This window comes from Sphingomonas sp. CFBP9019, assembly GCF_034045155.1.
Classification (GTDB): domain Bacteria; phylum Pseudomonadota; class Alphaproteobacteria; order Sphingomonadales; family Sphingomonadaceae; genus Sphingomonas; species Sphingomonas aerolata.
This window is the reverse complement of record NZ_JAXCWK010000002.1, coordinates 759,359-779,992: the sequence shown is the minus strand read 5'-3', so window position 1 is coordinate 779,992 and position 20,634 is coordinate 759,359. Positions and strand designations below refer to the sequence as shown.

Here is a 20,634-nt window from a genome sequence, read left to right as displayed (position 1 = left end):
CGTGGACGAACGGCGGGGGTCGCGGGCGGTGTGGGGCACATGTCGATAGTCCTTTGATCGGGGCGCATCAGCCGGCGAGCCGGCTGCTCAGCGTAGGGTCGCGCAGCAGCGCTTCGTCGCCGAACGCGAGTTGTGCGCAGGTGCGGTTTGCCTGCGCAGTGACGGCGTTCAGATGCTGGCCGGCGACCTGCGGATCGAGATGGCTGGTGATATTGGCGAATCGGCGCTGTTCCTGCGACCGCATGCCGAAGGCGTGGACCAGATACTGGTCGACCATGATCGTCAGCCCCGTTCCAAGCCCCTGATCGTCGAGCCAGACCCGGCTGCCCGCCGCGGTCGTGAAGGTCAGCAGCCGCTTGCCGCCGAGCAGCAGGCTGCGCGCACGCTGCTGGACCGCGACAGGCTCGATCCCGGCGCCGAACACGCGCTCGATATAGCCCTTCATCACCGCCGGAGGGGAGCCGAACCAGAGCGGGTAGACGAGGACGAACACGTCGCAGCCCGCGATCGCCGCGCGTTCGTCCTCCACGTCGTGCGCGAGAACCGCGGCATCCCGCGTCGGCAATTCCGCCGGTTTGAGCACCGGATCGAAGCCCAGCGCATAGAGGTCGCGCAGTACGACGTGCTGGCCGTTCGCGCGCACCGCCTCGCAATAGCGGTGCGCGATCGCATGGTTGAAGCTCGCGGGATCCGGATGGCACAGGATCACGGCATGCCGAGGCTGGGCCGCAACGGGCTCGTCATCCATCATCGCGCCGACTCCATCCTGCGCCGACCCTCATCCGATCGCGCGCCGCGCCGGAGACGGTCAGGGAGTCGAGGAGTACGGGATCGCCCCGTGCGATCTCAGTCTCGGAAACTACGCACTAGGCAGCGCGCTTTACGCCTGCGCGCGCCCATCGGCCCGGAGGCGGCCAGGTCGGAATGCCGCTCGAGCACGGACACGACGCGACCAAGACCTTGTTGGCCTTAACGGCTTTGATGGTGCTGGATATACGGCCTGCCGCCTGGGCAAGCGATGATCATGCGATGCATGATGGTCGGGAAGAGAGGATTCGAACCTCCGGCCCCTGCCTCCCGAAGACAGTGCTCTACCAGGCTGAGCTACTCCCCGACGGAGTCCGATCGTTACGCCCTTGGGGGACCGACCGGTGACTGGAGGGGCGCCTATACCCAGCACTTCGCAGCTGTGCAAGCGGCCGCAGCAAGAAGTTTGCAGGGGATGTCGAAAAGCTCGGGAGCATTGCGTGATGCGACAGGACAGTTGCGTCGCGACGTCGATGCGGTGCGGATATGATAAGAAGTAATCGCGGACGGCGTCGTGCCGCGGCAGGTTGTGGACGATGGTGCACCCAGAGCGATTCGAACGCCCGACCCTCAGATTCGTAGTCTGATGCTCTATCCAGCTGAGCTATGGGTGCATCGCCATGCCGTTTACGGCCGGCCCGTGTCTGGCCGTCTGGCCCCGCCGCGAGGCAGGAAATCCTGGTGCACCCAGAGCGATTCGAACGCCCGACCCTCAGATTCGTAGTCTGATGCTCTATCCAGCTGAGCTATGGGTGCACTGGAGGGGCGCTGATAGCAGGCATTTTTCGCGGCGCAAGGGTGTTGCGCGATAAAGTTGTGTACGCCGCGTCGGCGGCATAGAGCGGCGGGCATGAAACAGCCTTCCCGCCCCGCGCTGATCGCCCTTCTTCTCGCACCCGCCCTGGCGGTCGGCGCCTGCAGCAAGGATCCCGCCAGCTATCCCTCGCTCGGGATCCGCCCGACCGAATCGATCGGCTTTGGCGAACCCGCGGGCAAGCCGGTGGTGGTCCAGCCCGACCCGACGCTCGACACCGACATCGCGGCGTTCCGGACGCAGCTCGACCGGATCAGGACGGGCTTTGCGAAGGATGCGGCGAGCACCCAGGCCGCCGCCCGTGCCGCACGCGGCGGTGCGGTCGGCAGCGAGCCGTGGCTGACGGCCCAGACCGCGCTGGCCGGTCTCGACGACTGGCGGGCGCAGACGTCGCTGCTGGTCACCGATATCGAGCGTCGCGCGACCGATCGCGCGGCGACGCTCGCGCCGGCCTATCCCGCGCTCGACGCCGTGCGCGACGCGGCGCAGGCCGAAGCCGAGAAGCAGGGTATGACGATCGCGCAGATCCAGGCGAGCCTCCCCGCCGCCTGACGCCGCCCCCCTCAGCCTACCAGAGCCCCTTGAGCAGCGGCAGGATCGTCGAATAATCGTCGGTCCATGCGGCCATGCCCTCGCGTGCGACGATCGGCTCCCAGCCCGAATTGCGTTGCCGGAGCAGCGCGATCGCCCGCGGGTCGCGCGACAGCGCGATCCAGTCCGATGGCGAGGGATGATCGGCGTCGAGCGGCGAGGGACGATAGAGCAGGTGGACGGCGTGCCACCCCGCCTCGCGCGCGGCAGCGGCGACCACGGGTTCGAGGTCGATATAGCGGTTCGAGATATGGACGAGCAGCAGTCCGTTGCGTGACACCACGCGGCCATAGGTCGCAAACGCCTCGCGCGTCATCAGGTGCATCGGCACCGTATCCGACGAGAAGGCATCGAGCGCGAGCAGGTCGAGGCTTGCGGTCCGCTCCCCCGCCAGCGCGATCCGCGCGTCGCCGATCCGGATCACCGGATCGGGAAGGCAGCGCGACAGATAGCTGAACTGGCCGGTATCGCGCGCGATCCGCACGACCGCCGGGTCGATCTCGTAGAAGCGCCACTGCTCGCCCGGGCGGGCGTAGCAAGACAAAGTACCCGTCCCCAGCCCGACGACACCGACGCGCGCTGCCGGGCCATAAAGCGGGCCGAGCGCCAGCATCGCCTGCCCCACGCCCGATCCGGCGACATAATAGGTGGTCGGCGTCCGCTCGCGTGCGGGCGAACCGCGCAGCTGGATGCCGTGGACGGTGGTGCCGTGATCGAGCTCGCGGACCCCCTCTCCGTCACGCACCGTGTAGACGCCGAAATAGCTGCGCTCACGCGCACCCCGCTCGGCGCTGAGTTCCAGCGCGCGATAGCCCCCGAACATCACCAGCGTGCTGGCGAGCACGACGACATAGGGCAGCCGTGCGCCAAGCGTGGCGAGGCCGATCGCGGCGACGATCAGGAAGGCCGCGCCCTGATGCTGGTCGCCCAATATGCCGTCGGGGTTGCTGATCCTCAGCCCGGCGGCCACCGCCATGACGAGGATGATGGCCGCGAGCCCGAGACGGCGCCGCACCGCCGGCCCCGACCAGACCGCGCGAAACGTCGCCAGCAAATACATCTGCGGCACCAGCACGCCCGCCGCCAGGATCAGCAGCGGATATTCATAGGTCCAGTCGAAGATCACGGGCGCGAGCAACGCCGCGAACACCCCGCCCAGCACGCCGCCGACCGACATTGCGAGATAGAAGCCCGTCAGCCGGTCGGGGGCCGGACGGCGGCGATACATGGCGGTGTGGAGCGCGACCGAGACCATGAACAGCAAGGTCAGCGCGATCGTCGCGCTGAACACAGGCTTGTCGTTGAACCCGCCCATGATCACCCCGCCGAACAGCAGGATCGTCACCGGGGCGATCCGGGTCAGCAGGTCTGCGAGCGTGCGGTCCTGCGCGAAGGCGATGGTGAAGCTGAGCAGATAGAGCCCGAGCGGCAGCACCCAGAGCAGCGGCATCGCGACGATATCGGTGGTGATATAGGTCGAGGTGGCGAGCATCAGCCCCGACGGCACCAGCGCGAGCGCGATCCAGTGGAGGATCCGTGCCGCGCCCGGCGCCGGGCTGGTCGCGGCGACATGCTCGGCCGACACGGTGCGCGGCAGCCGCGTCGCGCAGAGCGCCACAAGCAGGACGAGCACCGCGTACCCTGCGGTCCACAACAGGCTCTGCCCGTGGATCGCCAGCAACGGCTCGACCACCAGCGGATAGGCGATCAGCCCCGCGAAGCTGCCGAGATTGGACGCGGCATAGAGCGCATAGGGATCCGCGCCGCCGCTCGACGCGCTGAACCAGCGCTGGATCAGCGGCGCCTGGGCCGAGACCGCGAAGAACAGCGGCCCGATCGACAGGCCGAGCAGCCAGGGCACCCACACCGCAGGCTGCGCATCGGCGGGCAGATCGAGCGCGAACAGCCCGATCGGCAGCCACAAAGCCGCGACCGCGAGCACGCCGAGATGGATGACCGCCTGCGCGCGCGGCTTCACCCGTCCGAGCCAGTGCGCATAGGCATAGCCGCCGAGCAGCAGCGCCTGATAGACGAGCATCGCCGAGTTCCACACGGCAGGCGCGCCGCCGAGCCGCGGCAGCGCCATGCGCGCGACCATCGGCTGGACGAGGAACAGCAGGAACGACCCTGCCAGGATCGTCGCGACGAACAGGACGCGGCACCACCGTGCCATCGGGGAAGGATCAGACATTGGTGGGGCGATGGATCCGATAGAGGACGTGCCGGCGCAGCGGGTCGGTGGCGGCGAGATCGGGATGGTCGAAATCGCCGTCCTCGACATGGGTCATACCCAGCCGCTCCATCAGCGCGCGGCTGCGCATGTTGGCGGGGACCGTGATGGCGACGATATGCGCGACGGGCAGATGGGCCCAGCCCCAGGCGAGGCTGGCCGCCGCGGCCTCGGACGCATAGCCCTGCCCCCAGGCATGACGCGCGAGACGCCAGCCGATCTCGATCGCGCCGTCGATCGGCGGCTTGCCCGGTACCAGACCGCAAAAGCCGAGAAACGCGGCATCCGCCTTGCGTTCGATCGCCCAGAAGCAATGCCCCGACGTGCGCTGCCGCTCGACCATCCGGCCGACCGCCGCCTGCGTCTCGGCGAGCGTCGCCGGCGGCCCGAGAAAGCGCATCACATCGGGGTCACGCCCCATCGCCGCAAAGGGCTCGACGTCGGCGTCCCGCCACGCGCGCAGGATGAGACGCTCGGTCTCGAGCCTGAACTCATCCATTCAGGAGCCGGGCCGCGTGTGCCGCATGATAGGTCAGCACGCCCGAACAGCCGGCGCGCTTGAACGCCATCAGCGTCTCGAGCACCAGCGCGTCACGGTCGCCCGCGCCCGCTGCGGCCGACGCCTCGATCATCGCATATTCGCCCGACACCTGATAGGCGAAGACCGGCACCTCGAACGCCTGGCGGACGCGGACGATGATGTCGAGATAGGGCAGGCCCGGCTTGACCATCACCGTATCCGCGCCCTCGGCGAGATCCATCGCGACCTCGCGCAGCGCCTCCTCGGCATTGGCGTTGTCCATCTGGTACGTCTTCTTGTCGCCCTTCAGCAGCCCGCGGCTGCCGACCGCATCGCGGAACGGGCCGTAAAAGGCGCTCGCATATTTGGCGGCATAGGACATGATCTGGACGTTGTGATGCGACTCCGCCTCGAGCGCGGTGCGGATCATGCCGATCCGGCCGTCCATCATGTCGCTGGGTGCGATAATGTCCGCGCCCGCCGCCGCCTGGTTCAGCGCCTGCGCGACGAGCATCTCCGCGGTGGTGTCGTTGACGACATAGCCCGCGGCGTCGACCAGCCCGTCATGGCCGTGGCTGGTATAGGGATCGAGCGCGACGTCGGTCAGCACGCCGACCTCGGGCACCGCATCTTTCAGCGCACGGATGGCCTGGCACATCAGATTGTCGGGGTTGAGCGCCTCGCGACCATCCTCGGTGCGACGCTCGGGCTGGGTGTAGGGAAACAGCGCGATGCACGGGATGCCGAGGTCCCGCGCCTCGCGACCACGCGCGACGATCTGGTCGACCGACCAGCGCGAGACGCCGGGCAGGCTGGCGATCGGCTGCTCGACGCCCTCCCCCTCGACGACGAACAGCGGCCAGATCAGATCGGCCGGCGTGAGGACGGTCTCGGCATGGAGCCGGCGGCTCCAGTCGGACGAGCGGGTGCGGCGCAGGCGCAGCGCGGGATAGCTTGCGGACATGGCGCGGCTTTTGCGGGATGGACGCCGCGCAGGCAAGCGTTACGGTCGGCACGAACGAAACCGATCGCTGCCGATTCGGCCTCGGGGACGCATTTCCCTTTCGCGCGTTGGGCCTCGCATGACCGCCACCACCACAGCTTCGATCCAGGCCTCCGATACCGGACCGGCGCGCGACCGGCCGATCCGCTCCGCCGCGCTCGTGGTGAACGCGAAATCGCGCAAAGGACAGGCGCTGTTCAAGCGTGCCTGTGCGGCGATGTCGGGGCTTCCCTATGAGGTCGACGCGCATGCGGTCGAGAACCCCGAGGATCTCGAGCCCACCGTCCGCCGGGCGCTCGCCGCCAAGCCCGATCTGCTGATCCTGGGTGGCGGCGACGGCACGATCAGCGGGCTCGTCGACCTGATGGTCGGGCACGACGTCATCCTCGGCGTGCTCCCGCTGGGGACTGCGAACAGCTTTGCGCGGACGCTCGGCATTCCGCTGACGATCGAAGGCGCGGTCGAGGTCATCCGGACGGGTGCGCCGCGACGAATCGACCTTGGCATGATCGATGGCGATTATTTCGCCAATTGCGCGGCGATGGGGATCAGTCCGAAGATCGCCGAGACGGTGCCGCACGGCCTCAAGAAGATACTCGGCCGGGTCGGTTATCTCGGCTGGGCGGCGTATCAGTTCATGCGCTTCCGCCCGTTCACGCTGATCGTCGGTGAGGGCCCGGACGCGGTGCGGATGCGCGTCGTCGAGGTGCGTATCTCGAACGGCCCCTATCATGGCGGGACCGAGCTGGTCGACGCGGCGGCGGTCGATTCGGGCGAGATCGTCGTGCAGGCGGTGATGGGCAAGATGAAGCGGCGGCTGGTGCAGAACTGGGTCGCCAGCGTCTTCCGTCACGAATCGCGCCACGAGGAGGTCCGCGACTTCCGCGGCAAGAGCATGCGCGTCGACACAATCCCCAAGCTGCCGATCTCCATCGATGGCGAGGTGCTCGCCAAGACCCCGGTGACGGCCAGGATCGCCGCCGGGATCATTCAGGTCATGGCCCCGGTGACGCTGCCTCAAACCTAAGGCGGCGCTCAGCCGACCGGCATGGACCGGCTGGCGGGCTCGCAATCCGCCTTGGCTGCCTCGCCTGCGTCGTGTGCGGCGGGCTCGGTAACGATCCGGCCCTTGCGCCAGCCGCCATGCAGGTAATAGCCGATCGTCAGCAGCATCGAGGCGAGCGAGCCCGCGGGAAAGCTCCACCAGATCGCATCCGCGCCGATCATCGGCTCGAGTGCATAGGCGAGCCCGAACCGTACCGGGCCCATCGCGACCGCGAGGATCAGCAACGGGCCGACCACCGCGCCGTTCGCGCGTACCGTCGCCGACAGCACCATCGACACGCCGAACAGGATGAAGCTCCACCCCGCGATCAGGTTGATCCGCGTCGCGATGCCGATCGCGCCTGTATCCTGCCCGAGGAACAGCCACAAAACGTGCCGGTCGAGCAGCGTCAGCAGCGCCACGAGCCCGCCGGTCAGCGCCAGGTTCATCATCAGCCCCGCGCGCGTGATCCGGTCGACCCGGTCCCAGCGCCCCGCACCGATATTCTGCGCCGCCATTGCGCTGACCGCCGCACCGACCGCCATCGCGGGCATCTGCACATAGGTCCAGAGCTGGTTGGCGGCGCCATAGGCGGCGGTCGTGGTGGTGCCGTGCCGGTTGACCAGTCCGATCATCGCCAGTGCCGATGTCGAGACGACTAGCATCTGCAATCCCATCGGGACGCCCTTCACGACGATCGTCTTCAGCAGCGCACGATCGGGCAGGATATAGCGCAGCTCGGCGCCGCGTAGCCGGATCGGCAGGTCCTTCGCATAGATATAGGCGAGCAAGGCGACGAACGAGACCGTGTTGGCGATCAGCGTCGCGAGCGCGGATCCCTCGATCCCGAGCGCAGGGATCGGCCCCCAGCCGCGAATCAGCAGCGGGTTGAGCGCGACGTCGACGACCGAGCCGAGCGCCATGAACTTCAGCGGGGTCAGCGAATCGCCCGTGCCGCGCAGCGCCATCGTCAGCAGCACGGTCAGGAACCCCGCGGGCATCGCGACGAAGATCACGCGCAGATAGGCGAGCGCGAGCGGATAGACCTCGGCGGGCGTCGCCAGCACGCGCAGGATCGCCGGCGCAACCAGCCAGCCGATCCCCACCGTCAGCACCGAGATGATCGTGAACAGCCCGAACGACGTGCCGAGCACGCGGCGCACCGCATCGATGTCGCGGCGGCCCATATTCTGGCCGATCAGGATGGTCGACGCCATGCCGAAGCCGAACACCGCGGCGACCAGCAGGAACATGATGATGTTCGCGTTGGTCGTCGCCGCCAGCGCGCGCTCGCCGAGAAACTGGCCGATCCACACCGCGTTGATCGAGCCGTTGAGCGACTGCAAGACCGACGATCCGAGCGTCGGCAGCGCGAACGCCAGCAACGTCTTGCCGATCGGCCCCGTGGTCAGGTCGCGCTGGCCGGTCCTTGGTGCAGGCGTATCCGTCGCATCAGGCATCGCAGTCGGGTTCCCTCCCCTTTGCAGGCGGGGTCAGGACCATCCCCGACCCCGCATGCTCGCAGCACGCGTTACACACGCCCAGGCCCCGTCCAGCACATCGGACGGGGTCAGGTCAGCCCAGCCGTCCCAGCGCCGCCTGCAACCGCGCGGCTTCGGCGGCCTTGTCGGCATGGTCCGCCTTGGCCTTCTCGACCGCTTCGGGCTTGGCGCGCTCGACGAAGCTTGCGTTACCCAAGCGGCCGGACAGCGCGTCGCGCTCCTTCTCCGCCGCCGCGATCGCCTTGGTCAGGCGCGCGCGTTCGGCGTCGAGATCGATCACGCCTTCGAGCGGCAAGACGAAGGTCGCCTCGTCGACCACGACCTGCGCCGCGCCGCCGGTGGCTTCGCCCTCGGCGTGCGTGACGCGCGCGAGGCGTGCGAGCGCGGGCGCCTGGCGTTCGAGCCGTGCGAGCGTCGCCGCATTCGCATCGCGAACGTGCAGCGGCAGACGCGCGCCCGGCGGCACGTTCAGCTCGTTGCGCGCGGTACGGATCTCGCCGACGAGCCGGATCAGCCAGTCGACTTCCCTGCTCGCCTCGGGATCGAGCGAGCGCGCATCGGCCATCGGCCACTGCGCGACGATCAGGTCGTGATCGCGCGGGCCCATCGCGTGCCACAGTTCCTCGGTGATGAACGGCATGAACGGGTGGAGCAGGACCAGGATCTGGTCGAGCACCCAGCCCGCGACCGCCTTGGATTCGTCGTCGATCTGGCCGCGGACGTCATCGACCATCTGCGGCTTGATGAGTTCGAGATACCAGTCGCAGAAGCGGCTCCACGCGAACTGGTAGATCGCGTTGGCGGCGCCGTCGAAGCGGTAGTCGGCGAGCGCGAGGTCGACCTGCTGCACGGTCGCGATCGTCTCGGCGATGATCCACTTGTTGACCGCGAGCTCCGCGCGCGGCGCCTCGAGCGTGGTGCTCGCGACGATGCCGTTGGCCTGTGCGAACCGCGCGGCGTTCCACAGCTTGGTGGCGAAGTTGCGATAGCCCTCGACGCGCTTCTCATCCATCTTGATGTCGCGGCCCTGGCTCTCCATCGCCGCCATGAAGAAGCGCAGCGCATCGGCGCCATATTGGTCGATCAGCCCGAGCGGGTTGACGACATTGCCCTTCGACTTCGACATCTTCGCGCCGTCCGCCGCCCGGACGAGACCGTGCAGGTAGAGCGTGCGGAACGGCACGTCCTTCATGAAGTGCAGCCCCTGCATCATCATCCGCGCGTTCCAGAAGAACAGGATGTCGAAGCCGGAGATGAGCACGTCGTTGGGATAGCGCCCGCCGAGTTGAGACGCGGGGGCAAGCCCCTCCCCTTCAGGGGAGGGGTTGGGGTGGGGAGCCGCCCCGCGCGCGTCGGTCTCGATGAGATGGGACGGCCCCACCCCTTGCCCCTCCCCTGAAGGGGAGGGGTAAGAAGAGCCGTCCCAGCCTAGCGTTGCGAAAGGCCAAAGTGCGGAGGAGAACCACGTATCCAGCACGTCGGGATCACGCGTCAACGCGACGCCCGCGCCAGCGAGCGCCTGCGCTTCGGCCTCGGTTTCAGCCACGTACGGCGTACCGTCGGGCCCGAACCATGCCGGGATCTGATGCCCCCACCACAGCTGGCGCGACACGCACCAGGGCTGGATGTTCTCCATCCAGTTGAAGAACGTCTTCTCCCAGGTCTTGGGCACGATATCGATCGCGCCGACGCGCACCGCCTCGATCGCGGGCTGCGCGAGCGTCTTGGCGTCGACATACCATTGGTCGGTCAGCCACGGCTCGATCACCACGCCGGAGCGATCGCCATAGGGCGTCTGGATCGTGCGCGGCTCGGCGTCGTGCTCGACGCCGTCCTTGTCGGCATGCGCGATCAGGAAGCCCTCGGCCTTCAGCTGCGCGACGACGGCTTTCCGCGCCTCCGCGGTCGTCAGCCCGAGCAGGTCGGCGGGGATCAGCCCGTCGGACACCTGCACGACGCGCGCCTTGGCATCGAGCATGTTGAGCATCGCGCCCGCGGCCATTCCTGCCCGCTTGCCGACTTCGAAATCGTTGAAGTCGTGGCCCGGCGTGATCTTCACCGCGCCCGATCCGAGCTCGGGATCGGCATGGTCGTCGGCGATGATCGGGATCAGCCGCCCGGTGATCGGCAGCTTCACCTGCTTGCCGATCAGCGCGGTATAGCGTTCGTCCGCGCCGTTCACCGCGACCGCCATGTCGGCGAGCATCGTCTCGGGCCGCGTCGTCGCGACCTCGATGAACCCCGATCCGTCGGCGAGCGGATAGCGCAAGTGCCAGAAGCTGCCCTTGATCTCGCGCGTCTCGACCTCGAGGTCGCTGATCGCGGTGCCGAGGCCCGGATCCCAATTCACCAGGCGCTTGTCGCGGTAGAGCAGCCCCTGCTTGTGCAGGTCGACGAACACCTTGAGGACGGCCTTCGAAAAGCCCTCGTCCATCGTGAACCGTTCGTTCGCCCAGTCCATCGAGCAGCCCAAGCGGCGGAGCTGCTGCGTGATCTCGCCGCCGCTCTCTTCCTTCCACGCCCAGACCTTGGCGATGAAGTCCTCGCGCGAGAGGTCGGTGCGCTTCTGCGGCGGGGACATTGCGCCCATCTGGCGCTCGACCACCATCTGCGTCGCGATACCCGCGTGATCGGTGCCGACCACCCAGAGCGCGTCCTTGCCCTTGAGGCGTGCATGGCGCGTCAGGATATCCTGCAGCGTGTTGTCGAGCGCATGGCCGATGTGCAGGCTGCCCGTGACGTTGGGCGGCGGGTTGACGATCGTCCAGGGTTCCGCGTTCGGGCGGTCGGGGCGGAACTGGCCGCTGGCCTCCCAATGCGCATACCAGCGCGATTCGATGGAGGCGGGGTCGAAGGTTTTGGGGAGCTCGCTCATACCGCGTGCCTTAGCGAGCGTGTCCGGGCTAGACCAGCCTCACGTCCGCGCCCCCGGCTTGTCGAGCACCGCCCGGATGCGGTCGTTCAACTCGTTCCGGCGATAGGGTTTGCGGATCAGTTCGAACGACCGGCTGCCCTCGTCGATCGCCTCGTCGGCAAAGCCCGTCGTCAGCAGCACCGCGGTGTGCGGATAGTCGCGCCGCACCGACTGGGCCAGGGTGACGCCGTTCATGCCGCCGGGCATCAGGATATCAGTGAACAGCAGGCGGAATTCGGAGTCCTGACGGAGCGTGTCCAGCGCGGCGCGCGCGCTGTTGACCAGGACGACGTCATAGCCGAGATCCTCGAGGATCGTCCGCCCCAGCTCGCCCACTTCGCGCTGATCCTCGACCATCAGCACCCGCTCGGCACCGCCCGCATGCGGTGCGATCGGCCCCGCGGTCTTGCGCTCGACCGCACCGCTCGCACGCGGGAAGTAGAGCGAGAATTCGGCACCGCCCCCGCTGAGGTTGCGCGCCGTCGCAAGGCCGCCCGACTGGCGCACGAATCCGTAGACCATCGCGAGACCCAGCCCGGCGCCCTTGCCCATCTCCTTCGTCGTGAAAAAGGGTTCGAAGATCTTATCGACGGTCCCGGGATCGATCCCCGGCCCGTTGTCGCGAATGCTCAGGACGACATATTCGCCGGGCTCCAGCCTCGCGACACCGCCATCCTCGGGAAGGACGGCGTTGCGCGTCGTGATCGTAATCTCGCCCGTGCCGTCGAGCGCGTCGCGGGCATTGGCGATGATGTTGAGCAGCGCCATCTCGGCCTGCACCGGATCGACGCGGCAATTCCACAGATCGGTCGCCAGGTCGCGCTTCAGCGTGATTCCACTGCCGATGCTGCGGTCGAGAATTGGCCGAAAATCACCCAGCAGCTGGTTGAGGTTCATCAACCGGTCGCGCAATTCCTGCTTGCGCGCGAAGGCGAGCAGCTGTTGCGTGAGCGTCGCCGCGCGCGAGGCCGAGGTCGATATCGCATCGACCGCCCGCCGCGCCGATCGATCGCTCGCGTCGATCCGCGCGTCGAGGATGTCGGCATAGCCCTGGATGACCTGCAGCAGATTGTTGAAATCGTGCGCGATCCCTCCGGTCAGCTTACCGACCGCCTCCATCCGCTGCGCCTCGTGCAGCGCCTCCTCGGCCTCGCGGCGGCGCGAGATGTCCAGCTGGCTCGCGAAGAAATAGCGCAGCTCGCCGTCGTCGCCGAACACGGGCGAGACGTAGAGCGCGTTCCAGAAGGTCGAGCCGTTCTTGCGATAGTTGAGCATCTCGACCGAGACTTCCTCACGCTTGGCGATCGCGGCGCGTAATTCGCCGACGACCGTGCGGTCGGTCTCGGGGCCCTGCAGGAAGCGGCAGTTGTAGCCGAGGATCTCGTCCTGCGAGTAGCCGGTCATGAACGAGAAGGCGTCGTTGCAAAAGATGATCGGGTTGTCGGGCCGATGCGGGTCGGTCACCACCATCGGCATCCGCGTGGTCCGCACCGCCGCGAAGAAGATGTCGCTGCTGGCATCGGCCGGCGCGATATCGCCCCGGACGCCCTGAGCGGCGAGACGGGCGGGGATTTCAGGCGCGGACACACTGTGATCGGACATTCGCCAACAACCATAGCGGAACCGTCACGGTTCCGCTCGTCGTGACATTACAGTCGTTTGGACCAGAACCCGGCGAGCAGTGTCCGATCGTCGCCAGCCGGCCAGGTCCCGATACAGGCAGCAGCGCGAAACGCTGCGGCCGGCCCGGTCAGGGCTGCTGGTTCATGATCTTGGCAATCTCGCGCGCGACCATGTCCTCGACCATGTCGGGCAGATTCGCGTCGATCCATTCGCGCAGCATCGGGCGCAGCATCTCGCGGACCAGACCCTCGAGTGTGCCGTCGCTGCTTCCCTCGGGCTTGACCATCATCCGCGTCAGCGCCTCGAGCGGCGCACGCGTCGCTGCCGCGGTTTCGCGCGACATGATCGGCTGGGCCGGCTCTTCTGCAGGCTGCGGAGCATGCTGCTGGGGCGCATGCGCGGCAGTGGGCGCGACATGCGGTGCGACATGAGGCTGGGGCTGGCTCCGCGGCGGCGCCTGGCGTGGTTCCGGCGCGGCGTCGACCGAGGTCAGCACCGGCGATTTCGGCGGGCGGGGGGTGCGGTCAACCATCGGCATCGGGTCGCTCAGTTCGAGGATTTCATCGTCGTCGATCGCGTCGTCGTCGTAATCGGCCGCATAGTCGGTGGCTGCCGATGCGGGCATCGCCCGCTGGTGGCGCCGCTGGCGGCTCGGCATGCCGTCGCCTTCTTCGGCAATGATGCGTTTGATCGACGAGAGGATTTCCTCCATCGACGGCTCCGCGCTGATATCCCCCATACGGACCATTCCAAACCCCGTCGCCCCACGCGCCCCTATTGGCGGCTCGGCGCATCCTTACCTGTCGTCAATGCCGGGTTCCTGTCAACCGGGCTGTCGAGCAACGGGTCAAGTTCACGGCGCACGGCGGCGTCCTGCGTGGGGGACTGGACGGTACGCGTCGCGACCGGCACCGGCTCGCCATCACCGCCCCAGTCCCAGATCTTCTTGTGGACGCGGTCGTAATTGGCGACCGGATCGTACAGCACGCCGCCGTCGAGCCCGAGGTCGCGCGCCTCCGCCTGCCCCATCGCCGCCAGCAGCGCGAAGCCCGCGACATAGGCGTCGCGCCGCGCCGTCACGAGCGTGACCTGGCTGTTGAGCAGTTCCTGCTCGGCGTTGAGGATGTCGAGGATCGTGCGCGTCCCGACGCTGTTCTCCGCCCGGACACCCTCGAGGCTCAGCTTGTTCGCGTTGACCGCGGTCTCTGACGACTGGATCACCTGTTCCGACGAACGCCAGACGGCATAGGCCGAGCGCGCCTGCGCGATCACATTGCGCTCGGCTGCGGTCACATTCTCGATCGCGCGGCTTTGAAACGCCTCGGCCTGGCGGACCTGCGCGGCGGGACGACCGCCCTGGAACAGCGGCATCGTCAGCGACAGGCCCGCCTGCACCGCCTTGTTCGCATTGGGAAAGGTGTTGATGCTGCCGTCGGTCGTCGATGCCGATCCGAGATAGTTGGTGTAGCTGGCGCCGCCGGTCGCACTGATCTGCGGCAGGCGGCTCGCCCGCGCGACACCGACATCGTACCGCGTCGCGTCGCGTTCCTTCGCCGCCGCGATCAGCACGGGATTATTGTCGATCGCCACCGTCACCGCCAGGGCGGGGCTGTCGGGCAGATGCGGCAGGGTCGGCGGCGTATCGAGCGTGCCGGCGGGCGTCCCGACAAAGCGGATATAGTTTTCCCGGCTGGTGATCAGCTGCGCCTCGGCCGACTGGAGCTGCGCCCGGGCGAGCGCGAGCCGTGCCTCGGACTGGGCGACGTCGGTGCGGGTCAGGTCGCCGACCTGGAACCGGTCGCGGCTGGCCTGGAGGTTGATGTCGAGCACGCGAACATTCTGCGTGTTCAGGCCGACGATCGCCTCGTCGCGGATCACGTCCATATAGGCGCCGACGACGTTGGTGAACAGATCGGCCTCGGTACCGCGCAGCGTCGCGCGGCCCGCCTCGACCCGAGTCTTCGCCGCGGCGACCGAGTTGCGCACCTGCCCGCCCTGATAGAGCGGCACGGAGACGTTCGCGCGTGCCACGACCTGACGTGGCAAGGCGATGAAGCTGTTCGCGGCGGTCACGACGAACTCGGTGTAATCGCCGGTGGCATTTGCCGAGGGCAACCCTGAGGCACGCGCGATCGGGACATTCTCGTCGGTCGCGCGCAGCGTCGCACGCTGCGCGGTGATCGTCGGGTTGGTCGTATAGGCCTTGACCAGCGCCTCGCGGAGCGTCTCCGCATGGACCGGTGCAGCGCTGTATAGCAGCGCAACACCCGAGAGCAGACGGCGGACTTGAGCGGCGCGCGGCATGATGTGCCTCAGAACTTGAAGGGTTTGGGTGTTTCGAAACCCGGCAGCGTCACGCACTCGACATCGACGAACGCCGCCAGTGCAAAGCCGCCATCGGTCTTTCGTCCCGATGCGAGCCGGGTCACGCCGCGATCCGCGATTCCGGCGACGATGCGGCCGTCCGACCGGATCTGCGCCACCAGCGTGTCGGGGATCGCCTCGACCGCGCCGTCGATGACGAGCACGTCATAGGGCGCGCCCGCGGCATGGCCCTGTGCCATCGGCCCCTCGACCAGTTTGACCGTCGGCGTGGCACCCAGCGCATCGCGCGCGGTGCCAAGCAAGGACGCATCGCTATCGACCGCAGCCACCGTGCCGACGATCTCGGCGAGCACCGCAGCGGTGTAGCCCGTCGCGGCACCGATCAGCAGGACCCGGTCGGTGGCGGTCAGATACGCCTCGGTCAGCAACCGCCCGGTCGCCATCGGCAGATTGGCGTAACGACCGCCGCCGAGCGGGATCGGCGCGTCGCGATAGGCGATCGACCGGACATCGTCAGGCACGAACGCCTCGCGCGGCACCCGCGCCATCGCCGCGACGACGCGCTGGTCACTGACCGCGTTGGTGCGCAGCTGGCTGGCCACCATGGCGTGACGCATGACCGCGAAATCGGGACCGCCGTCGGACGTGCCGACAGCCGCACGCGTGCGGGTAGTGGAGTTCGTATCGAGGCTGATCGTCGTCATGGTCCATCCTGTCGCACAGCTGTTTTAGTTGCGCAATACACTTGTTCGCTTGCGTCAATCTCTACCGTGCCGCCAGCGTCGCGCCAAGCGACCTGTCGCGAATCGCGCGAGACGGCCCGGCTCGGCACAACACAGAGGTCGGAATGGCACAGGGGCCGGATGCCGGGACTAGGGCGCCCCGCCCGCCCGTGTGACACCGAAATGCCGCGGGCGGGACGCCGAGGGCGCACGCAGAATGCGGCAACACCTCGCTCAGGCGCCTAGCACGGGCGCGCCCTGATCGGGCATGGGAATTTCCGCCGGGTCGATGACGGGCGTGGGCGTGGAATCGGGGGCGGGATCGATTCTGGGTGCCCGGCGGGCCGGCACCGCGCTGATGATCCGCTCACTCGTTTCGGCGGGAACCTGCAGCGCCTGGGTCGGCGCGCCGAGCACGGCGGCGCGCGCGCGGACGCTCGCGTCGAGAAACGGCGTGCTCATCGCCATGAACCGCCGCGGCGTCATCCCGAGAAACGTGCCGGCGTCGCGCAGGAAATGCGACACGTCGAAATAGCTCGGGTCGATCGCCGAATAATCGGTGCCGCCGGGCGTCCGGAACACGCGCAGGAACGAGCGCAGGAACCGTGCGCGCCGCAGCAGCATCTTGGGGGTGAAGCCGAAATGACGCACCGCCAGCCGCCGCAGCGTGTCGGGGCTGATCGCCAGCTTGCCCGCGACCGCGGCGACGTCGTCGCCGCCGTCCTGCCCGATCAGCCGGGTGAGCTGCCGGATCGTCGCGGATTCGCGGTGCGGCGGCCCGAGCAGGTCGCACAGGATAACATCGAGGATCGGCGCGACCTGATCGTCGCGCTCGGCCGCCCGCAGCGCGCTCGTCAGACGCTGGGTCGCGACCGGCCCGAGCGCGTCGGCAAGCGGCACGATCCGGTCACGATACTCCGCCGCCGACCGGTTGAACAGCCGGCTCCAGGCCAGCGCGCTGACCCCGAACCCGATCATGATGCCGCCATTGGTCGTCGCCTTCAGCGCGGTCCCCGTCGGGCCGTACAGCGTCGCCGCTGGCAGGGGCCCGAACGTCCGCCGGCCGATCGCCACGCTGATCGGTCCCGCCTCGAACGCGAACCGGACATTGGCCGTCCCCGGCAGGAAGCGGTTGACCTGGCCGATGCTGGCCGGACCGGTCGCGCGATAGACATGGTAGCCGGTGATGAGGTCGGTGAGCGCGTCGCAGGGCTGGTCATACCGGATCGCCATCCCCGCGGGCATCGCGAAGACATCGGGCGCCAGCCCTGCGCGGTTCGTTCCCCCGGACACCTGCATCACGTCCAAAAGAAACTCCATATGAAGCCAGGATTGGACCGTATCGTGCCTAATCCATCGCCGGCGTGCAAGCCGTCCCCCAACCCGGCACCGCACCGCCGTGGCACACTCCGCGACTATTTTAGCCCACAAACGCGATCGCCCGGTTGACCCGCCGCACAAAAGCCCGCATTTGCGCGCTCCGCATCGAGGCCCGATGGCGGAGTGGTGACGTAGAGGACTGCAAATCCTCGCACCCGGGTTCGATTCCCGGTCGGGCCTCCAGTTTCATATCCTATCGTTGACACATGACGCGACGCACCGCGGCGATCGAGCGCCGTGACTTGATGCGCGGACCGCGCTTTCCCAGGCATGAGCGCGGTCTTGAGACAAGTCCCCGCGACGACGCGGCGCTAGACCGCGGTCCCTGATCGACGCCAGGCATCCCGACATTCGATGATAGGGAGGCGGATCCGAAGCGCGACCGATTCGCTTTCACCCTTATTCGCCAGGTACATGTCATGACCCGACCATTGATCGCCGCCGGCATTGTCGGCCTTGCCATCGCCGCCACCGGGCTGGGCTGTCCGGCCTCGGCCGCGCCCTCCCCGCAGCGCATGCAGCCGCCCCCCGCACCCCAAAAAGCAAACGCGCCCGTCAGATCCAGCGCGAGCACCAACGTCCGTATCAGGGGCCCCGTCTTCGGTGTGAACATTGCCGGGTGCAGCTTTGTCGCCGACGGTACGCTCTGCCCGACGCCGGCGTCGGTCCGCGCCTATCTCGACAAGGGGTTCACGATGGTCCGCCTGCCGTTCAAGGGACCGCAGATGGCGGACCCCGCGATCCGCAGGAAATTGGTGGCAGCGACGCGGGCTGCGCTCGACCGCGGTGCCTATGTCGTGCTCGATCGTCACGACTATAGCTGGCCATCGGTATCCGAACAGGTCGCGTTCTGGACGTCGCTGATGGCGAGCATGCCGCGATCCGACCGGATCATCATCGACCCGATGAACGAGCCGAGGCATTTCGACGACCCGGTGCTGACCAACGACTGGGATCAATGGGCGCGCGATACCAACCAGATCATCGCGGGCCTGCGCGCCGCGGGGATCCGCAATGTCATCGCGCCGGAATATCCCGGGTCCTCCGCCACCTTCCGGCTGCGCAAGCGCGAGGACGCCGCCAAGCCGTCCGAAAGCGCGCTGGTCGCACTCGACCGCGCGGGCGGGCTGAAGGATCCGCTCGGCCTGACCATCATCAACGGGCACCGCTATTTCGACAAGGGGTCGAGCGGAACCCAGCCGAGCTGCACGGGGACGCCGGGTTATGACAATTTCGCGTCCGAGCTGCGGGCGCGCGGGCTGAAGGGAATCATCACCGAATCGGCGTTCGGACGCGCCGGGGCGATACCGCCGAGCTGCGAGGCGGCGGGCGCAGCAGCCATCGCCTATCTCAAGACCAATGCCGATACGGTCGTCGGCGTGACCTGGTGGGGCGGCGGCGCGGCCTGGAACGAGCGGTATCTGTTCAAGATCGAGCCGAAAAAGGGGAGTTTCGGCCCCAAGCACAAGGACGCCTATCTCGACCGCCTGCTCGGCCGCTGACCCCGCGCGGTTGTGGTCGAACGGGATAAAGGCGGACGCACGGTACCCGGCTTCGGGACGGCAGGATCAACGCTGGTGCGGCCGTCTCCCGAAGGAGAAGCGCGACTGGGAGTATGCGCACTTCTTGCATTGCCGCACCCAAGTCTCGCCACCGGCCTCATCCACTGAAACAACGCGCCATTCGCCGAGGCCATGCCAGCAGATGAGCATCAGGACACCGCTTCCGCCACGCGTACCGGCTCCGTCGCCGGAACGATGCCGGCCAGCGTGAACGCAATCTGCTCGAGTCTGGTATCGAGCTCCCGATTGTCGAATTCGCGCTCGATCTTGGCGCGTGCCGCCACCCGCATGCTCGCCAGATCCACCTCCCCCGATTCAATTGTCGTTATGATGTCGGCGATCTGTCCCGCATTGCGCTCCTCGACCAGAAAGCCCTCGACGCCGTCGTCGATGAGTTCCGGGATGCCGCTATGCCAAGTGGAGACGGTGATGACGCCGAGCGCCATGGCCTCCATCAGCGACACGGGAATCCCTTCCATGTCGCCATTGTCGGCGACGACGGACGGCAGCAGGAACACGTCGGACCGCTTGAGTTCCGCAAGCACCTCGCGGTGCGGGATCTTGCCGAGGAACGTTACGCGCGCAGGACAGGCCGCAGCAGCCTCGCGCAGTTCCTTCTCCAGTGGCCCGTAGCCGATGATCGACAGATGCGAATCGCCCGGCGCGGCGCACATGGCGTTGATCGCGTAGATCAGCCCCTTTTTCTGAACGAAGCGCGCCGTCGTCAGCAGCCGCAAGGGCCCGGCAGCGCCGCGGCGTGGCTGCGGCATCGGAAAATCGCTGACGTCGACCCCCATCCGGTGGACCGTGATCATCGCCGGGTCAGCACCCCAGCCGATCAGCTTCTTCTTCCACAATTCACTGATCGGAAGCAGTGCTTCGGTCTGGGTGAAGAGGCGGCGGTAATGCGGCAGGAATTTTTTGACGAGACTATGCTCGGTCACGTCAAGACCATGAAAGACAGTGGCGATCGGGCCCGAGATCAGACCGGCGTCGCGCAGATACATCGCCCGCACGCCCGCGGGACCGAAATGCGCGATGATGGCATCGAAATGACCAAGTCCCTGTTCGCCGACACTGAGAATATCGACGATCGGCGCGACGATTCCATCGCGCAAGCCAGTAAGTCCTGCGCGAATTCGCCGTCGGCTCTTGCCGGATTGCGCGCCAAGCAGAAGTCGAGCCGACTTTTTCAGCAAATGCGCGATCGGCGATGAGCCTCCTGTATTCGCGCGAACGGAGACGATATGCGCGGCACCGGATAGTGGATCATCGACAGAAAGATCATGCTGGCCGGTAATGATCGTAACCTGGTGGCTGAGGTCGATCATACCCCTGATCTGACGAACGACGAACGTTTCCGAAAGAACGGGATAGTTCGAAAGAAAGAAAGCAATCTTCATGACGTGCCGCCCGGTATATTGAACGAATGATGAAACCGGACTGGCGACGCCACTGGGCAATGCAGCATTGCTTACGAGCGCCGTCGATGCGGTTCACGCCGAGCCAGCACACAGGCGAGTTCAAGCAATTCAACGCCTAGGCGGATACAGAAGAATTTCTCCACGAAAAATTGCGGGTCTATCCGCGATCCCT

At 67.3% G+C, this 20,634-nt stretch carries 15 protein-coding genes and 4 tRNA genes; 4 read left to right on the top strand and 15 right to left on the bottom strand.

From position 1 onward, the window contains the following. Positions 1 to 67 precede the first annotated feature (67 nt). The 4 genes from SOM18_RS07715 to SOM18_RS07700 form a co-directional block, all read right to left on the bottom strand. Positions 68 to 751 (bottom strand): NAD(P)H-dependent oxidoreductase, encoded by a 684-nt coding sequence (locus tag SOM18_RS07715; RefSeq protein WP_052380965.1) that lies wholly within the window; start codon positions 749 to 751, stop codon positions 68 to 70. Between the two features lie 286 nt (positions 752 to 1,037). Continuing rightward, positions 1,038 to 1,114, bottom strand: a tRNA-Pro gene (locus SOM18_RS07710). 230 nt (positions 1,115 to 1,344) lie between these two features. After that, a tRNA-Arg gene (locus SOM18_RS07705) sits at positions 1,345 to 1,421 on the bottom strand. A gap of 65 nt (positions 1,422 to 1,486) precedes the next feature. Further along, a tRNA-Arg gene (locus SOM18_RS07700) sits at positions 1,487 to 1,563 on the bottom strand. A 94-nt stretch (positions 1,564 to 1,657) separates the two neighbouring features. On the opposite strand from SOM18_RS07700, the gene SOM18_RS07695 reads away from it, so the two are divergent. Beyond that, positions 1,658 to 2,173: a hypothetical protein gene (locus tag SOM18_RS07695; protein WP_031441324.1), complete on the top strand. Its 516-nt coding sequence runs from the start codon at positions 1,658 to 1,660 to the stop codon at positions 2,171 to 2,173. Between the two features lie 16 nt (positions 2,174 to 2,189). Here the strand turns inward: SOM18_RS07695 and SOM18_RS07690 are convergent, their stop codons facing one another. The 3 genes from SOM18_RS07690 to hemB are packed head-to-tail and all read right to left on the bottom strand — an operon-like array spanning position 2,190 to position 5,926. Next, complete coding sequence (locus tag SOM18_RS07690) at positions 2,190 to 4,403, bottom strand: membrane protein (RefSeq protein ID WP_031441325.1); 2,214 nt, start codon at positions 4,401 to 4,403, stop codon at positions 2,190 to 2,192. Then, a complete protein-coding gene (locus tag SOM18_RS07685; RefSeq protein ID WP_031441326.1) occupies positions 4,396 to 4,941 on the bottom strand; it encodes a GNAT family N-acetyltransferase in 546 nt (181 codons plus the stop codon). Before SOM18_RS07685 ends, SOM18_RS07690 begins: the two co-directional genes overlap by 8 nt. After that, on the bottom strand, positions 4,934 to 5,926 hold the full coding sequence (gene hemB / locus SOM18_RS07680; RefSeq protein WP_031396015.1) for a porphobilinogen synthase: 993 nt from the start codon (positions 5,924 to 5,926) through the stop codon (positions 4,934 to 4,936). Before hemB ends, SOM18_RS07685 begins: the two co-directional genes overlap by 8 nt. A 118-nt stretch (positions 5,927 to 6,044) precedes the next feature. Here hemB and SOM18_RS07675 point away from each other — a divergent pair, with 118 nt between their 5' ends. Then, complete coding sequence (locus tag SOM18_RS07675) at positions 6,045 to 6,992, top strand: diacylglycerol/lipid kinase family protein (protein WP_081874360.1); 948 nt, start codon at positions 6,045 to 6,047, stop codon at positions 6,990 to 6,992. An 8-nt stretch (positions 6,993 to 7,000) separates the two neighbouring features. Here SOM18_RS07675 and SOM18_RS07670 read toward each other — a convergent pair whose 3' ends face one another. From SOM18_RS07670 to SOM18_RS07640, 7 genes are all read right to left on the bottom strand, one after another. Next, positions 7,001 to 8,470, bottom strand: a complete 1,470-nt coding sequence (locus SOM18_RS07670) for an MATE family efflux transporter (RefSeq protein ID WP_320481503.1) — start codon at positions 8,468 to 8,470, stop codon at positions 7,001 to 7,003. A 115-nt stretch (positions 8,471 to 8,585) separates the two neighbouring features. After that, complete coding sequence (locus SOM18_RS07665) at positions 8,586 to 11,387, bottom strand: valine--tRNA ligase (protein WP_320481502.1); 2,802 nt, start codon at positions 11,385 to 11,387, stop codon at positions 8,586 to 8,588. 39 nt (positions 11,388 to 11,426) lie between these two features. Then, positions 11,427 to 13,028, bottom strand: a complete 1,602-nt coding sequence (locus SOM18_RS07660; protein ID WP_052380966.1) for a histidine kinase famiy protein — start codon at positions 13,026 to 13,028, stop codon at positions 11,427 to 11,429. A 148-nt stretch (positions 13,029 to 13,176) separates the two neighbouring features. Next, positions 13,177 to 13,788 (bottom strand): DUF2497 domain-containing protein, encoded by a 612-nt coding sequence (locus tag SOM18_RS07655; RefSeq protein ID WP_031441330.1) that lies wholly within the window; start codon positions 13,786 to 13,788, stop codon positions 13,177 to 13,179. A gap of 35 nt (positions 13,789 to 13,823) precedes the next feature. Beyond that, a complete protein-coding gene (locus SOM18_RS07650) occupies positions 13,824 to 15,353 on the bottom strand; it encodes a TolC family outer membrane protein (protein ID WP_031441331.1) in 1,530 nt (509 codons plus the stop codon). Positions 15,354 to 15,361: 8 nt separating this feature from the next. After that, positions 15,362 to 15,991 (bottom strand): protein-L-isoaspartate O-methyltransferase family protein, encoded by a 630-nt coding sequence (locus tag SOM18_RS07645; protein WP_031441332.1) that lies wholly within the window; start codon positions 15,989 to 15,991, stop codon positions 15,362 to 15,364. A 339-nt stretch (positions 15,992 to 16,330) separates the two neighbouring features. Further along, on the bottom strand, positions 16,331 to 17,404 hold the full coding sequence (locus tag SOM18_RS07640) for a hypothetical protein (protein WP_320481501.1): 1,074 nt from the start codon (positions 17,402 to 17,404) through the stop codon (positions 16,331 to 16,333). A gap of 181 nt (positions 17,405 to 17,585) precedes the next feature. Between SOM18_RS07640 and SOM18_RS07635 the strand changes: the two genes are divergently transcribed. Both SOM18_RS07635 and SOM18_RS07630 read left to right on the top strand, forming a co-directional pair. Then, positions 17,586 to 17,659: transfer RNA gene (locus SOM18_RS07635), tRNA-Cys, on the top strand. 236 nt (positions 17,660 to 17,895) lie between these two features. Then, positions 17,896 to 18,978, top strand: coding sequence for a cellulase family glycosylhydrolase (locus SOM18_RS07630; RefSeq protein WP_081874362.1), 1,083 nt, complete (start codon positions 17,896 to 17,898; stop codon positions 18,976 to 18,978). A 209-nt stretch (positions 18,979 to 19,187) separates the two neighbouring features. Here the strand turns inward: SOM18_RS07630 and SOM18_RS07625 are convergent, their stop codons facing one another. Next, a complete protein-coding gene (locus SOM18_RS07625; protein WP_320481500.1) occupies positions 19,188 to 20,441 on the bottom strand; it encodes a glycosyltransferase in 1,254 nt (417 codons plus the stop codon). Between the last annotated feature and the right edge of the window lie 193 nt (positions 20,442 to 20,634).

Coding starts and splice junctions, on each gene's coding strand:
- SOM18_RS07715 (WP_052380965.1), bottom strand. CDS start 751: ATGATGGATGACGAGCCCGTTGCGGCCCAGCCTCGGCATGCCGTGATC.
- SOM18_RS07695 (WP_031441324.1), top strand. CDS start 1,658: ATGAAACAGCCTTCCCGCCCCGCGCTGATCGCCCTTCTTCTCGCACCC.
- SOM18_RS07690 (WP_031441325.1), bottom strand. CDS start 4,403: ATGTCTGATCCTTCCCCGATGGCACGGTGGTGCCGCGTCCTGTTCGTC.
- SOM18_RS07685 (WP_031441326.1), bottom strand. CDS start 4,941: ATGGATGAGTTCAGGCTCGAGACCGAGCGTCTCATCCTGCGCGCGTGG.
- hemB (WP_031396015.1), bottom strand. CDS start 5,926: ATGTCCGCAAGCTATCCCGCGCTGCGCCTGCGCCGCACCCGCTCGTCC.
- SOM18_RS07675 (WP_081874360.1), top strand. CDS start 6,045: ATGACCGCCACCACCACAGCTTCGATCCAGGCCTCCGATACCGGACCG.
- SOM18_RS07670 (WP_320481503.1), bottom strand. CDS start 8,470: ATGCCTGATGCGACGGATACGCCTGCACCAAGGACCGGCCAGCGCGAC.
- SOM18_RS07665 (WP_320481502.1), bottom strand. CDS start 11,387: ATGAGCGAGCTCCCCAAAACCTTCGACCCCGCCTCCATCGAATCGCGC.
- SOM18_RS07660 (WP_052380966.1), bottom strand. CDS start 13,028: ATGTCCGATCACAGTGTGTCCGCGCCTGAAATCCCCGCCCGTCTCGCC.
- SOM18_RS07655 (WP_031441330.1), bottom strand. CDS start 13,788: ATGGGGGATATCAGCGCGGAGCCGTCGATGGAGGAAATCCTCTCGTCG.
- SOM18_RS07650 (WP_031441331.1), bottom strand. CDS start 15,353: ATGCCGCGCGCCGCTCAAGTCCGCCGTCTGCTCTCGGGTGTTGCGCTG.
- SOM18_RS07645 (WP_031441332.1), bottom strand. CDS start 15,991: ATGCGTCACGCCATGGTGGCCAGCCAGCTGCGCACCAACGCGGTCAGT.
- SOM18_RS07630 (WP_081874362.1), top strand. CDS start 17,896: ATGACCCGACCATTGATCGCCGCCGGCATTGTCGGCCTTGCCATCGCC.
- SOM18_RS07625 (WP_320481500.1), bottom strand. CDS start 20,441: ATGAAGATTGCTTTCTTTCTTTCGAACTATCCCGTTCTTTCGGAAACG.